Below are 12,854 nucleotides of genomic sequence, written 5' to 3'. Positions count from 1 at the left end.
ATGGGGCTGGCCAAGCGAATCGGCAAAAGCGAGACCTTGCGGGGAGCGTTGTGCTGGCTGGGGGCGCAGTACATCCGGCTGGTCGCGCTGACCGGGCGCTGGACCGTAATCAATGATGGCCCGGCCGCGGCGTTGTGGGACGAGGGCAAGCCGTTCATCCTGGCCTTCTGGCACGGCCGCATCCTGATGATGCCGCGTATCTGGCGTCCGGGCGTGCCGATCAACATGCTGATCAGTCAGCACCGAGACGGGCAATTGATCGCCCGCACCGTCAGCCATTTCGGCATCGACACCATTGTCGGCTCCACCAACCGGGGCGGCGGGGCGGCGCTACGGGCGATGCTGAAATCGCTGAAATCGGGACAATGTGTCGGGATCACCCCGGACGGGCCACGCGGCCCCCGGATGCGGGCGACGGCGGGAATCGTCGCGGTGGCGCGGCTGTCGGGCTGTCCGGTCCTGCCTGCGACCTGGGCCGCCAAACCCCGCCGCCTGCTGGGAAGCTGGGATCGTTTCGCCGTTGCTCTTCCTTTCGCCCAGGGCGAACTGGTGTGGGGCGAACCGATCCATGTCGCAACCGATGCCGACGCCGACGGGCTTGAGGCGGCACGGCTGAAGATCGAGATGGCCTTGAATGCCCTGACCGCCGAAGCGGATGCCCGCCTTGGCGTCGAAAGCCCCAGTCCAGCCCCACCAAGCGGCGTCGGGGCGGAGGAATCATGATTTACGATCTTTACCGACGGATAACCGATCTGGGCGGACCGCTGATCTCGCTGTACCTTGATAACCGTCGGCATCGCGGCAAGGAAGACCCGGCCCGATTCGGCGAACGGTTAGGCCAGCCGAGCCAGCCCCGCCCCCCCGGCCCGCTGGTCTGGGTCCATGCCGCATCGGTGGGCGAATCGCTATCGGTTCTGCCGTTGGTCGGACGGCTGCGGCGGCGTGGCTTGGGCGTGCTCCTGACGACGGGAACGGTCACCTCGGCACGGATGGTTGCCGACCGTCTTCCCGAAGGAGCGATCCACCAATACCAGCCGGTTGACCGGACAGCCTATGTCTCCGCGTTTCTCGATCACTGGCAGCCCGACCTGATGCTGTGGACCGAGTCGGATTTCTGGCCCAACATGTTGTCCGAAGCGAAACGGCGGGCGATACCGATGGTGCTGGTCCAAGGACGGATTTCGCCCCGCTCCTATGCCCGCTGGCGCTATTTGCCCGATTTAATCGGAAAGATGTTGGGCGGCTTCGATCTGTGTCTGGCTCAAACCGAGGCCGACGCCGGACGATTGCGCGACCTGGGCGGCGGCGATGTTCGCTGTCTCGGTAATCTCAAATACGCCGTGCCGCCGCTGCCGGGAGACGAAGCCGAGTTGGAACGGCTGCGAGCGGCGGTGGCGGGGCGAGCATTTTGGCTGGCGGCAAGCACCCATCCCGGCGAGGAAGCGATCATCGCCTCGGTGCATCGTCATCTGGCTGAACGCTTTCCCTCCCTGCTGACCCTGATCGTGCCGCGTCATCCCGGCCGAGGGCCGGATATCGCCCGAAAGCTGATCGCTCTGGGCCTGTCGGTGGCAATGCGCTCGGCAGGAGAGACGCCCCGCGCCGGAACCGCGATCCATATCGCCGATACGATGGGCGAGTTGGGAGTGTTCTATCGTCTGTCCGATATCGTCTTCATGGGCAAAAGCCTGACCGTTGGCGGTGGACAGAATCCGTTCGAACCGGCGCGGCTGGGGTGCGCCGTGCTGTTCGGGCCACGGATGGAAAACTTTCCCGACATGACGGCGCATATGGTGGCCGCAGGTGCCGCGATCGAAGTCAAGGATGCCGACGATATGGCTAAAACGCTGGGCGCGCTGCTGGCCGATCCCGAGCGGTTGAACCGGATGAAGGCGGCTGCCGCTGCCTGGGCCGAAACCGAGGCCGAAGTGCTGGATGTGGTCGAAACCGCCCTGGCCCCCTTCCTCCGCGCCGCCGAGAGGCGACATGCGCGCCCCTGAGTTCTGGCGCAAGGATGGTCGGCTGTCCCGTGCGCTGGCACCGTTAGGGTCGGTCTATGCCTGGGGTGCGGCCCGCCTGCTGGAACGGGCAGAACAATATCGTCCGGCGGTGCCGGTGATCTGCGTCGGCAATGTCGTCGCCGGAGGCGCGGGTAAGACGCCGGTGGCAATCGCCCTGGCACAGCGGCTGATCGCGGCGAAACGACAGCCGCATTTTCTCAGCCGCGGCCATGGCGGAACCGAAATCGGCCCCCGCGCCGTCGATCCGTTGCGCCACGATGCCGCCCGTGTCGGCGACGAACCACTGCTGCTCGCGGCATACGCACCAACCTGGGTCGCCCGCGACCGATCCGAGGGCGCAGTTGCCGCGATTGCCACCGGGGCCGATCTGATCGTAATGGATGACGGCTTTCAAAGTGGGCGGATCGCGATCGATCTCGGGCTACTGGTCGTCGATGGAACCTATGGCTTCGGCAATGGCCGCGTGATCCCGGCCGGCCCCTGTCGTGAACCACCCGAGCGCGCCTTCTCCCGCGCCGATGCACTGGTGCTCGTCGGCGAAGACCGAGCCGGTTTGGCGGAACAGGCGGCGAGGGCGAATCTGCCTGTGCTCGAAGCCCGGCTGGTGCCGTCCACCGATGCGCCCGACCTGAACGGACGGCGCGTCGTGGCATTTGCCGGGATCGGTCTGCCGGAAAAGTTCTTTGCGACCTTGCGTGGAATCGGGGCGACCATCGTGACCGCGCATCCGTTTCCCGATCATCACCCCTATGCCCGTGCCGAGATCGAGGCGCTGCTGGCCGAAGCCGAAGCGATGGATGCGCAGGCCGTCACCACCGCGAAGGACCGGGTACGGCTGCCTTCGGATTTACGCGAGAGGGTGATGGCGCTTCCTGTGGAACTGGAATGGCGCGACCCGGCGCGTCTGACGCCTTTGCTGGACCGGATCGGAGTGGTGGCATGACGGGCAAAGAGATTCGACAGCGGTTGGAAGCCCTGGCTGCGTGGGGAATTTGGCTGCTGTTCCGGGCCTTGCCGCTAGATGCCGCGTCCGCGCTGGGAGGCTGGCTCGCCCGGATGGTGGGGCCGCACCTGGGGGTCAACCGGGTTGCCCGGCGCAATCTCGCCCGTACCTTTCCAGAAAAGAGCGAGGCGGAACGCGCCGCCATTCTTCGGGGGATGTGGGACAATCTGGGCCGCGTCGCCGGAGAGTTCCCCCATCTGGAACGGATCGCCACCGAACGGATTGAAACGATCGGCGGCGAGGAAATCGACCGGATGCGCGACGATGGGAAGCCCGGCATCTTCATTTCCGGTCATCTCGGCAATTGGGAGCTGGGCGGAGCGGTCGCGCTGCAACGCGGCTTGCCCCTGCATCTGGTCTATCGCGCCGCCAACAACCCGTGGATCGAAAATCTGTACCGGAAGGGACGCAAGGGAGCCGCAGGAGACCAGATTCAGAAGGGAGCCGCCGGAGCACGCCAAGCGATCAAGGTTCTGAAGGCTGGCGGCCATCTCGGCATGCTGGTCGATCAAAAGATGAATGACGGAGTTCCGATCCCGTTTTTCGGCCGTGATGCAATGACCGCCCCGGCGATGGCCCAGTTCGCCACCCGGTTTTCCTGCCCTTTGGTGCCGGCGCGGGTCGAACGACTGGGCGGAGCCCACTTCCGCATCACCATCCTGCCGCCGCTGTCCTTCCCCCATACCGGCGACATCCACGACGACAATCGGCTGTTGCTGGGGCGGATCAACTTGTTGATGGAGGAGTGGGTGAGGGAGAGGCCGGAACAGTGGTTGTGGCTGCATCGCCGCTGGCCGGACTGACTTAAGGAACGACTTATCCCGGCCTTCGCCCCACCTTGCGGGCATTCGCGGCCAGGCTTATAGTTCGGCACCATGACCGACACCCACTTTCAGCACCGTCATCTCCTCGGTATCCAGGGCCTGGGGCCGGAGGAGATCACCACACTGCTCGACATCGCCGATGGGTATGTCGAGCAGAACCGTTCCGTCGATAAGCGCAAGAATCTGTTGCGCGGTCGCACCGTCATCAACCTGTTCTACGAGAACTCGACCCGGACCCGGACCAGCTTCGAACTGGCAGGGAAGCGGTTGGGCGCCGATGTCATCAATATGCAAGCGGCCGGATCGTCGGTGCAGAAGGGCGAGACCCTGATCGACACCGCGATGACGCTGAACGCGATGCATCTTGATGTCCTGGTGGTGCGCCATCCCGATTCCGGTGCGGTCAAGCTGTTGTCGGAAAAGGTCAATTGTGCCGTCATCAATGGCGGCGACGGCAGCCACGAGCACCCGACCCAGGCATTGCTCGACGCCCTGACGATCCGGCGGCGCAAGGGGCGGCTGTCGGGTCTTACCGTCGCGATCTGCGGCGATGTGTTGCACAGCCGGGTCGCGCGGTCGAACATCTATCTTCTGAACGCGATGGGTGCGCAGGTCCGTCTGATCGGACCGCGCACGCTGCTGCCGTCCGGGGTCGATCGGATGGGAGTCGAGGTCTTTCACGACATGCGACGGGGCCTGGAGGGCGTTGACGTCATCATGATGTTGCGCATTCAGAACGAACGGATGCGCGGCAATTTCATCCCGTCGATCCGCGAATACTTCCATTTCTTCGGGTTGGATCAAGCCAAATTGGCCCTGGCCAAGCCCGACGCGGTGATTATGCATCCCGGCCCGATGAATCGCGGCGTCGAGATCGATTCCGACGTCGCCGACGACGTTGAACGCTCGTTGATCCGCGAACAGGTCGAAATGGGCGTGGCGGTACGAATGGCCTGCCTCGACGTTCTCACCCGCCATCTCCCCAATCGGGACGGAGCCGCCTGATGCCTAACCGCGCCTCCACCGGCCTGGTGGCCTATGTCAATGCCCGCCTGCTCGATCCCGCCACCGGGATGGATGCCAAGGGCGCCCTTCTGATCAATGGCGAGACCATCGCCGATGTCGGTCCAGGTCTGTTCCAGGCCGGAGTCCCGAGCGGAATCGAGGTCATCGAGTGCGATGGCCTTTGCCTCGCTCCCGGTCTGGTCGATATGCGTGTCCAAGTCCGCGAGCCGGGCGAGGAGCATAAGGAAACCCTCCGCTCGGCCGGCGAATCGGCGGTAGCGGGCGGCGTCACCTCAATGGTCTGTCTGCCCAATACCCACCCGGTGATCGACGACGTTGCCACGGTCGAGTTCGTCGCCCGCCGCGCCCGTCAGATCGGGCTGGCCAAGGTCTTTCCCTATGCCGCCGCCACCAAGCAGCTGGCCGGGAAGGAACTGGCCGAGATGGGAATGTTGGCCGAGGCGGGAGCGCTGGCCTTCACCGACGGCACCCGCGCCATTGGCGATGCCAAGGTCATGCGCCGCGCCCTGTCCTATGCCGCCACCTTCGGCCTGCTGATCGTCCAGCATCCCGAAGAACCCTCGCTGGTCGAGGATGCGGTAATGAACGAGGGCGAGTTCGCCACCCGGCTGGGACTGGCCGGAATGCCGTCGGCGGCCGAGGCGATCATGATTGAGCGCGACCTGCGTCTGGTCGCACTGACCGGCGGGCGCTATCACGCCGCCCACCTTTCCACCGCCGAGGGGATCGACCTGATCCGTCGTGCCAAGGCGAACGGGCTGCCGGTTACCTGCGACACCGCACCGCCCTACTTCGCCCTCAACGAGCAGGCTGTCGGCGATTACCGCACCTTTGCCAAGCTGTCGCCGCCATTGCGCGGTGAGGCCGATCGGCTGGCGGTGATCGAGGGACTGAAAGACGGCACCATCGACGCGATTGCGTCGGATCACGCCCCCCAGGATCAAGACTCGAAGCGGGTTCCGTTCACGATGGCCGAATTCGGCGGCATCGGTCTGGAAACCCTGTTGCCGGTAACGCTTGATCTGGTCCATGACGGAATCCTGACCCTGGTCGAGGCGTTGCGTCTGGTGACCTGCGCCCCGGCTTCGATCCTGGGCCTTGCCGCCGGACGGTTGAAGACCGGAGCCTCGGCCGATCTGGTGTTGTTCGATCCCGACCGCACCTGGGCCATCGACGCCAAGATCGCCCGTTCGAAGTCGAAAAATTCACCGTTCGACGGCCGTTTGGTTCGCGGTCAGGTGGCGCGAACCGTGGTTGATGGCCGCACGGTGTTCCGTCATGAACGCTGATCCGGTCGTCGTCCTGACCCTCGCGCTAGCGGCGATCGGCGGCTATCTGTTGGGCAGTGTCCCGTTTGGTCTGGTACTGACCCGCGCCGCTGGATTGGGCGATATCCGCACCATCGGATCGGGCAATATCGGTGCGACCAACGTGTTACGCACCGGACACAAGGGACTGGCACTCGCCACTCTGCTGCTTGACGGCGGCAAGGGGGCGATCGCGGTCGGGCTGGCAGCGTTGCTGACCGATGGAGCATCCCATCCGATCCTGCTTGCAGGGTTCGCCGCCGTGCTGGGCCATAACTATCCGGTGTGGCTCGGCTTCAAGGGGGGCAAGGGGGTCGCAACGACGCTGGGCACCCTGGCTGCGGCCTCTTGGCCTGTCGGGATCGCCTGTGGTCTGACTTGGCTGGTCGTAGCGGCGGTGTTCCGCATCTCGTCGGCGGCGGCACTGGCCGCGCTGGCGCTGGCGCCACTTTATGCCTGGTATTTCGCCGGTCCCGCCGCTGCTGTCATGGCGTTGGGACTGGCTGCGATGGGGTTTCACCGCCATCATGCCAATATTGCCCGGCTGCTCAAAGGCGAGGAACCCCGCATCGGCGCTAGCCGCAAGTCGAGCTAAACCGGACCGTCATTGTACCCAGAGGGACGGGTACGTTAATGTAAAAGTGGACTTATAACTGACCGCCTGGAGGGGACATGACCCAGATTTCCGAAGCCGAGGTGAGGGATCTTGCCTACCACCTGTGGATAGAGGCAGGACAGCCCGATGGCAGCGACCTGGATTTCTGGCTGGCGGCTGAACAGCGTCTGATGGGAACGGCTGTTGTTGCTGACTCGCCCGCGCCGGAGAAGGCTCCCGCCGCGAAATCCAAGGCAACCAAAGCCGCCTCGTCCGAGAGCAAGCCGAAAGCGGCTGCACGCGGACGCGCCAAGGCAAAATAAGCACTCTAAAAAGGGACCGGCGTAATGCGCCGGTCCCTTTTTCTATTTCGATCCCGATCCGGCGATCAGATCGAGCAGAGGACCCCACTCGGCAGCGTAGGCTTTTGCTCGGCTTTCCGTTGCTTCCAGAACGGTCGATCCCCGCGCCGCGACGGTCGGGTAAAGCTGGGTGTCACGCAACCGCGCCACCACGGGAAAGCCAAGACCGCCGAAAAAACCATCGAGACGGTCGCTGGTGCGCGTACCCGGACGCAGCCGGTTGCCAACCACGGCCACGATCCGCTTGTTCTTGCGCACCGCTTTGACTTTCGACAGGCGTTCGAGGAAACGGGCGGTAGCGTCTTCGTCGAACGCACCGGGCAACACCGGAACCACGACGATATCGCTGATATCGATCAAAGCCTCGACATCCTTGTGATGCATCGCCGCCGGGGCGTCGATCACCAGCCGCTCCAGACCCTTGGGGGTGTCGCCGACATCCTTGGCCCAATCGAGCCCTAGGATTGTCGGCAACGCGGGATCGCGCCGCCGCAGCCAGTTGAGGCTGGACCCCTGGCGGTCGCAATCGCCGATCGCGGTTACCTTGCCCTCGGCCGAAAAAGCGGCGGCAAGGTGAGTCGAAAGCGTGGTCTTACCGCAACCACCCTTGATGTTACCGACCAGAACCGTCCGCATCTGTCTTGAGTTCCCCCTCTGAGCGGCGGCCTATTGGCCAGAGATGGCAAGATTGGAGACCTGCCGCAGTTTGAACGGGCAGGGGCTTGTATTTTCGCCCCGGACCTCACACGTGCGTGGATATCCGTAGTCGCTGGTGCGGTCGAGTTCGAGTGTGTCGCCCAGAAGAACGCAGGAATAAAGCCGCTCGACCCTGCCTTTCGGCGGGATTCGTGAGCTGTTGACAAGCCATGCGTCCTTTTCGGTTCCCTTTAGCGTCGTGCGATATTTGCCGGAAAAGCCGATCGACACTGGCGTGAAATTTTCGACCACCACCCGGATGCGGCATCCGCGCTTTTCTGACAAACCGGGAGAAACGAAGGCCCACGTGCTGACGACAACCTCGCCCTCATCGGCCTCGGCAGCCAGAACGGGAGCGCCGGGCAGGGCGAGAAGCGTGGACAAAACCACGCCAGCGGCGGCAAAAACGAGGCGGCGCATCACCCGGACTCCCTCGACAGGATTTCGATCCGATCAAGGGTAGAAGTCCGTCGCGGCGGGCACAAGAGGGTAGAGCGGTATCCGATAAAAACGGATCGTGCTCGAATCCGTCGCGGCCCGTGGAACCGCCTGTAACGGGTCGGTCATGTATGATATGCAGGCGGCGCTCGTTCGCGGGCTTATCTGGAACTGTCGGGGGCCTAGTTGATGTTCTTTCGCCTGTTTCGGTCGTTGATGCCGCGAGAAGAGCGATTTGTCGAGCTGTTCGAAGCGCATTCGAAGAAGATCCTCGAAGCCTCGCGCGCCTTGGAAGCCATGATGGCCGAAGGGGCCGACATGAGCCTTCACTTCCAACGCATCTGTACAATCGAGGGTGAAGCGGACAAGATCACCCGAGAAACACACCAAGCCCTTCACCGCAGTTTCATCACCCCCTTCGACCGCGATCAGATCCATAAGCTGATCACCACGATGGACAACACCGTCGATGGAATCGAAGACGTCGCCCAGCGCGTCGATCTGTACGGGGTGCGCGATTTCAGCCCAGACATGCGCGAATTGGCCGCCGGAATTTCCGCCTGCGCCGGATTGCTGGTCCAGGCGATCCCGATGTTGCAGCAGGCCACCCGCAACGCGGATGAAATCGGCCGATTGTGCGAAGCCATCGGCCTGGAAGAAAGCACCGCCGACCAGCGCCAACGCGACGGACTACGCGGTTTGTTCGCTTCCGAGCGTGATCCGGTTCGGCTGATCGCCCGTAAGGAAGTCTATCAGCGGCTGGAAAAAGTCACCGACCGCTTTGAAGACGTCGCCAATGTCATAGAAACCATCGTGATCGAGCTGGTCTGACGCACCATGGACGGATCCGTCGCTCTCCCGATCATCGTGGCGCTGGTTTTTGTGGCCCTGGTGTTCGATTTTCTCAACGGCCTTCACGATTCCGCTAATTCGATCGCCACCGTGGTCTCGACTCGGGTGCTATCGCCAAAATATGCGGTAGCGTGGGCGGCTTTCTTCAATACTGCCGCCCTGTTGTTTTTTGCGCCTCACGTCGCAAACACCATCGGCACCGGCATTGTCGAGCCGAACCTGATCGACACTCACATTATCTTCGGAGCCTTGGCAGGCGCGATCCTATGGAACATCGTCACCTGGGTGTTGGGGATTCCATCCTCCAGTTCCCATGCGCTGATCGGTGGCATCGCCGGAGCCGGAATCGCCAAGGGCGGATTTCCCGCCCTGGTCACCTCGGGTTTCGTCAAAGCCGGTTCCGCAATCGTATTGTCGCCGCTGATCGGGCTGGCCTTGGCGATGCTGCTGATTCTGGCGGTCTCGTGGCTGTGCCGCCGCTCGACACCTTTCGCGGTCGATCGTCGCTTCCGGGTGCTGCAATTCTTCTCGGCCGCGATGTATTCGCTTGGCCATGGCGGCAACGACGCCCAAAAGACGATGGGAATCATCGCCATTCTGCTGTTCAGTCAAGGCATGCTGGGGCCGGAATTCCACATCCCGATCTGGGTCGCGGTGGTCTGTCAGCTGGCAATGGGCTTGGGAACACTGTTCGGCGGCTGGCGCATCGTCAAGACGATGGGATCGAAGATCACCGACCTGAAGCCGGTCCAAGGCTTCTGCGCCGAAACCGGCGGTGCCATCACCTTGTTTGCCGCCACCTGGTCCGGGATTCCGGTCTCGACCACCCACACCATCACCGGCGCCATCGTCGGCGTTGGTGCCGCCCGCAAGCTGTCGGCGGTACGGTGGAACATCGCCGCCAACATCGTCGTCGCCTGGGTTATCACCATCCCGGCGGCAGGCACGGTCGGCGCTGCCGCTTGGTGGGTTTCGACGAAATTGTGGTAACCGGGGTTTAGACCGGCCAACCCTGGATTTGACCCGTTGGCCGGTTGAACCTGACCCACCAGGAGCCTGCGGCTCCTGGGTTTGCGATCAGAACGTCGCGGGTGCCGGAGCGATTTCCCGCGCCCCTTGGGGGGTGATCTCGCGGATCGCCAGCCCTCGTTCCGCCAGTCCGGCCGGAGTCAGGCGGAACAGACCTCCAGCTCCCAAGAACCCCAGCGGCGATTGCAACGCCTCCATGCTGTATTCGCCCCGTCCCTGACGCGCCATCAACGCAGCCAGGGCAGTGGCATCATAGGCGATTCCGGCAAGCAGGCCGGGCACGCGCGCCGGCATCGGCCCGAACGCCTTGGAATAGCGCTGCTCGAACGCCTCGTAAGAAGCCGAGGGCGGAGCCGGATACCAACCGCCGATCAAAGACGGCTCGGCCACCAGCCGGGGATCGTCCCACAGCAGAGTCCCCAGCAGTCGCGGCGGCTCTCCTCCGGTCAGATAGTAAGACAGCAACGAGGAAAGATTGCGCAGCCGAACCCCTTCGTCCGCGATCAGAATGGCGTCATAGGCGGATTTCTGTCCCGGTGCCGGACGGCGGGCGGCCAGCCGTTTGACCAGAGCGGTAAAGTCGGTCTGGGCCGGATCGTAGAACTCGACCGCAACCAGATCGACCCCGAGACTCGACGCCGCCAGTTGGGATGCATCGGCGACGGCGCGGCCATATTCGTCGGAACGGGCCAGAACGGCGATCCGCCGCCGTCCCTGATCGCGGGCATAAGAGATCACCCGTGCCACCTGCGGGCCGGGGAGATAGCCCAGGGCATAAATGCCATTCCCGGCGACGGTGGCGTCGGTGGTGAAGGCCAGCATTGGCAGCATATGCTCCTGCGCCAACGGAGCCGCAGCCTTAACCTCGAAGCTGAACACCGGGCCGAGGATAATGTCTGCGCCTTGAGCCATGGCCTGCCCCATCGCGGCGGCGGCCCCTTCGGCGGTCCCCTTGGTATCAAGCGGGATCAGGCTGAAATGGGCATCGGCGATCTCGAACAGCGCCAGTTGGGCGGCGTTGGATAGCGCCTGCCCGGTCGCGGCCTGTGGTCCCGACAACGGCAACAACAATGCCGCTCGTGACTCTGTCTTGGCGGCCTTCGGGGCGACGAGCGTCATCGGCGCTGTCACGGCCGGAGAAAGAGCGGGTTCGGGAGGCGGTGGCGGCGCGGGCAAAGCAGGGGCGGGCGCGGCCTGAACCGGCGAAGCGGAGGCCATCGGGGATGCGGGCTTGGTTCCGCGCTCCCAAGGTGATACCTCTGCCGCCTGTTGACAGCCCGAAAGCACCAGGAAAGCGGTAAGCCATGACAAGGCAGCGACACGGCGCCACCGAAACGCGGACCGGCGCAAAGCAACCCTCCCTGGACGAAGCGGGCGGCGACAATGCCGCCGCAGACACGTCCGGCGAAATTAGCCCGTGGGGACGCGGAAGTAAACCGGCGGCGGGACTCTATCTCGTCGCGACCCCCATCGGGAATTTACGCGACATCACGCTGCGGGCACTTGACGTGCTGTCCGCCGCCGATCTTGTCGCCTGCGAAGACACCAGAGTCACCGGAAAGCTGCTGCGGCTGCTGGGGCTCAAGGCCAGCCTGACCCCCTATCACGATCACAATGCCGATCAGGCCCGCCCGGCGCTGCTGGCCAAACTGGAACAGGGCGCGGTGGTCGCACTGGTGTCGGATGCCGGAACACCGTTGGTGTCCGATCCCGGCTATCGGCTGGTGCGCGATTGTGTCGAGCGCGGTATCGCCGTCACCGCCTTGCCCGGAGCCTCGGCCGTGCTGACGGGGCTGCAATTATCCGGCCTGCCGGTCGAACGGTTTCTCTTCGCCGGATTCCTGCCACCCAAGGGCGCACGGCGACGCGCTGCATTGCAGGAATTGGCGGCATCTCCCGCCACGCTGGTTCTGTACGAAGCGCCGCACCGCGCCGCCGAGACTCTGGCCGACATGGCGGCGGTGCTGGGCAACCGCGAAGCGGCGCTGGCCCGTGAATTAACCAAGATGCATGAAGAGGTCGTGCGCGGGCCTCTGTCGGAACTGGCGGCCCGCTTCGCCGCCACTCCACCGCGCGGTGAGGTGGTGATCGTCGCCGCACCACCCGGCGAGGCCGAAGCCCCCAGCGCCGACGATGTTGAGACCCGACTGCGCCAGCGAATCGAAGCCGGAGCCAGTCTGAAAGACGCCGCCGCGCTGATCGCCGCCGAGACAGGATATCCTCGCCGTGAGGTCTATGCCCAAGCGCTGAGACTATTCCGGGGAAGCAACGAGGAATGAGGGAATCGTCTCCCTCGTCCCGGCCCGATCCAACCCGTCGGGCTGCCCGAAGACGGGGAATCAGGGCTGAGTGGGTGGCGGCTCTGTGGTTGCGGCTGAAGGGATATCGCGTGCTGCGTCACGGCGAGGTGACTGGTCGTGGATCGGGCGCGGGCGAGGTCGATCTGATCGTCCGGCGCGGCAATCTGGTCGCGTTCGTCGAAGTCAAGTCGCGCCCCGACCTGGATCAGGCCGCATGGGCGCTGACCCCGGCACAACGTCGGCGGATCGAACGCGGTGCAGCGGCTTTCCTGGCCCGGACTCCCAACCTTGCCGGATGCGACCTGCGCTTCGATCTGGTGCTGCTGACGCCGGGACGATTGCCCCGCCACCTGCCCGACGCCTGGCGGCACGGCGACTGAGGCTATGAAGCGAAGAACATA

General features: G+C 64.2%; 15 protein-coding genes. 12 read left to right on the top strand and 3 right to left on the bottom strand.

What is annotated here, in order from left to right; all coding sequences use genetic code 11:
* The 8 genes from PHAMO_RS10245 (at window position 1) to PHAMO_RS10210 (ending at window position 7,099) form a co-directional block, all read left to right on the top strand.
* Complete coding sequence (locus tag PHAMO_RS10245; protein ID WP_002729069.1) at window positions 1-723, top strand: lysophospholipid acyltransferase family protein; 723 nt, start codon at window positions 1-3, stop codon at window positions 721-723.
* A complete protein-coding gene (locus PHAMO_RS10240) occupies window positions 720-2,000 on the top strand; it encodes a 3-deoxy-D-manno-octulosonic acid transferase (protein WP_002729068.1) in 1,281 nt (426 codons plus the stop codon). Before PHAMO_RS10245 ends, PHAMO_RS10240 begins: the two co-directional genes overlap by 4 nt.
* Window positions 1,987-2,964, top strand: a complete 978-nt coding sequence (gene lpxK, locus PHAMO_RS10235; protein ID WP_002729067.1) for a tetraacyldisaccharide 4'-kinase — start codon at window positions 1,987-1,989, stop codon at window positions 2,962-2,964. The genes PHAMO_RS10240 and lpxK overlap by 14 nt, the downstream gene beginning before the upstream one ends.
* The gene (locus PHAMO_RS10230) at window positions 2,961-3,827 is read left to right on the top strand and encodes a lysophospholipid acyltransferase family protein (RefSeq protein WP_002729066.1); all 867 of its coding nucleotides are present in this window, start codon (window positions 2,961-2,963) and stop codon (window positions 3,825-3,827) included. Before lpxK ends, PHAMO_RS10230 begins: the two co-directional genes overlap by 4 nt.
* A gap of 72 nt (window positions 3,828-3,899) precedes the next feature.
* Window positions 3,900-4,853: an aspartate carbamoyltransferase catalytic subunit gene (locus PHAMO_RS10225; RefSeq protein ID WP_002729063.1), complete on the top strand. Its 954-nt coding sequence runs from the start codon at window positions 3,900-3,902 to the stop codon at window positions 4,851-4,853.
* Complete coding sequence (locus PHAMO_RS10220) at window positions 4,853-6,163, top strand: dihydroorotase (RefSeq protein WP_002729061.1); 1,311 nt, start codon at window positions 4,853-4,855, stop codon at window positions 6,161-6,163. The genes PHAMO_RS10225 and PHAMO_RS10220 overlap by 1 nt, the downstream gene beginning before the upstream one ends.
* The gene (gene plsY, locus PHAMO_RS10215; protein ID WP_002729059.1) at window positions 6,153-6,776 is read left to right on the top strand and encodes a glycerol-3-phosphate 1-O-acyltransferase PlsY; all 624 of its coding nucleotides are present in this window, start codon (window positions 6,153-6,155) and stop codon (window positions 6,774-6,776) included. Before PHAMO_RS10220 ends, plsY begins: the two co-directional genes overlap by 11 nt.
* 77 nt (window positions 6,777-6,853) lie before the next feature.
* Complete coding sequence (locus PHAMO_RS10210; protein WP_002729057.1) at window positions 6,854-7,099, top strand: DUF2934 domain-containing protein; 246 nt, start codon at window positions 6,854-6,856, stop codon at window positions 7,097-7,099.
* 42 nt (window positions 7,100-7,141) lie between these two features.
* On the opposite strand, the gene PHAMO_RS10205 is transcribed toward PHAMO_RS10210, so the two are convergent.
* Both PHAMO_RS10205 and PHAMO_RS10200 read right to left on the bottom strand, forming a co-directional pair.
* Window positions 7,142-7,774 carry a ParA family protein gene (locus PHAMO_RS10205; RefSeq protein WP_002729055.1) on the bottom strand — a complete coding sequence of 211 codons (633 nt, stop codon included), beginning with the start codon at window positions 7,772-7,774 and terminating at the stop codon, window positions 7,142-7,144.
* Window positions 7,775-7,804: 30 nt separating this feature from the next.
* Entirely contained in the window at window positions 7,805-8,254 is a 450-nt protein-coding gene (locus tag PHAMO_RS10200; RefSeq protein WP_002729054.1) for a hypothetical protein, read from the bottom strand.
* A gap of 207 nt (window positions 8,255-8,461) precedes the next feature.
* On the opposite strand from PHAMO_RS10200, the gene PHAMO_RS10195 reads away from it, so the two are divergent.
* Together PHAMO_RS10195 and PHAMO_RS10190 are read left to right on the top strand one after the other, a co-directional pair.
* On the top strand, window positions 8,462-9,103 hold the full coding sequence (locus PHAMO_RS10195) for a DUF47 domain-containing protein (protein ID WP_002729053.1): 642 nt from the start codon (window positions 8,462-8,464) through the stop codon (window positions 9,101-9,103).
* Between the two features lie 6 nt (window positions 9,104-9,109).
* Window positions 9,110-10,114 carry an inorganic phosphate transporter gene (locus PHAMO_RS10190; protein WP_002729052.1) on the top strand — a complete coding sequence of 335 codons (1,005 nt, stop codon included), beginning with the start codon at window positions 9,110-9,112 and terminating at the stop codon, window positions 10,112-10,114.
* A gap of 87 nt (window positions 10,115-10,201) precedes the next feature.
* On the opposite strand, the gene PHAMO_RS10185 is transcribed toward PHAMO_RS10190, so the two are convergent.
* On the bottom strand, window positions 10,202-11,371 hold the full coding sequence (locus PHAMO_RS10185; protein ID WP_002729051.1) for a penicillin-binding protein activator: 1,170 nt from the start codon (window positions 11,369-11,371) through the stop codon (window positions 10,202-10,204).
* Between the two features lie 86 nt (window positions 11,372-11,457).
* Between PHAMO_RS10185 and rsmI the strand changes: the two genes are divergently transcribed.
* Both rsmI and PHAMO_RS10175 read left to right on the top strand, forming a co-directional pair.
* Window positions 11,458-12,432: a 16S rRNA (cytidine(1402)-2'-O)-methyltransferase gene (gene rsmI, locus PHAMO_RS10180; RefSeq protein WP_002729050.1), complete on the top strand. Its 975-nt coding sequence runs from the start codon at window positions 11,458-11,460 to the stop codon at window positions 12,430-12,432.
* A complete protein-coding gene (locus PHAMO_RS10175; RefSeq protein WP_002729049.1) occupies window positions 12,429-12,833 on the top strand; it encodes a YraN family protein in 405 nt (134 codons plus the stop codon). Before rsmI ends, PHAMO_RS10175 begins: the two co-directional genes overlap by 4 nt.
* Window positions 12,834-12,854 lie beyond the last annotated feature (21 nt).

Source organism: Magnetospirillum molischianum DSM 120, from assembly GCF_000294655.1.
GTDB lineage: Bacteria > Pseudomonadota > Alphaproteobacteria > Rhodospirillales > Magnetospirillaceae > Phaeospirillum > Phaeospirillum molischianum.
This window is presented reverse-complemented; position numbering and strand designations above follow the sequence as displayed.

Coding starts and splice junctions, on each gene's coding strand:
- PHAMO_RS10220 (WP_002729061.1), top strand. CDS start 4,853: ATGCCTAACCGCGCCTCCACCGGCCTGGTGGCCTATGTCAATGCCCGC.
- PHAMO_RS10190 (WP_002729052.1), top strand. CDS start 9,110: ATGGACGGATCCGTCGCTCTCCCGATCATCGTGGCGCTGGTTTTTGTG.
- PHAMO_RS10240 (WP_002729068.1), top strand. CDS start 720: ATGATTTACGATCTTTACCGACGGATAACCGATCTGGGCGGACCGCTG.
- plsY (WP_002729059.1), top strand. CDS start 6,153: ATGAACGCTGATCCGGTCGTCGTCCTGACCCTCGCGCTAGCGGCGATC.
- PHAMO_RS10205 (WP_002729055.1), bottom strand. CDS start 7,774: ATGCGGACGGTTCTGGTCGGTAACATCAAGGGTGGTTGCGGTAAGACC.
- PHAMO_RS10225 (WP_002729063.1), top strand. CDS start 3,900: ATGACCGACACCCACTTTCAGCACCGTCATCTCCTCGGTATCCAGGGC.
- PHAMO_RS10200 (WP_002729054.1), bottom strand. CDS start 8,254: ATGCGCCGCCTCGTTTTTGCCGCCGCTGGCGTGGTTTTGTCCACGCTT.
- PHAMO_RS10230 (WP_002729066.1), top strand. CDS start 2,961: ATGACGGGCAAAGAGATTCGACAGCGGTTGGAAGCCCTGGCTGCGTGG.
- PHAMO_RS10195 (WP_002729053.1), top strand. CDS start 8,462: ATGTTCTTTCGCCTGTTTCGGTCGTTGATGCCGCGAGAAGAGCGATTT.
- rsmI (WP_002729050.1), top strand. CDS start 11,458: ATGACAAGGCAGCGACACGGCGCCACCGAAACGCGGACCGGCGCAAAG.
- PHAMO_RS10175 (WP_002729049.1), top strand. CDS start 12,429: ATGAGGGAATCGTCTCCCTCGTCCCGGCCCGATCCAACCCGTCGGGCT.
- PHAMO_RS10185 (WP_002729051.1), bottom strand. CDS start 11,371: ATGGCCTCCGCTTCGCCGGTTCAGGCCGCGCCCGCCCCTGCTTTGCCC.
- lpxK (WP_002729067.1), top strand. CDS start 1,987: ATGCGCGCCCCTGAGTTCTGGCGCAAGGATGGTCGGCTGTCCCGTGCG.
- PHAMO_RS10245 (WP_002729069.1), top strand. CDS start 1: ATGGGGCTGGCCAAGCGAATCGGCAAAAGCGAGACCTTGCGGGGAGCG.
- PHAMO_RS10210 (WP_002729057.1), top strand. CDS start 6,854: ATGACCCAGATTTCCGAAGCCGAGGTGAGGGATCTTGCCTACCACCTG.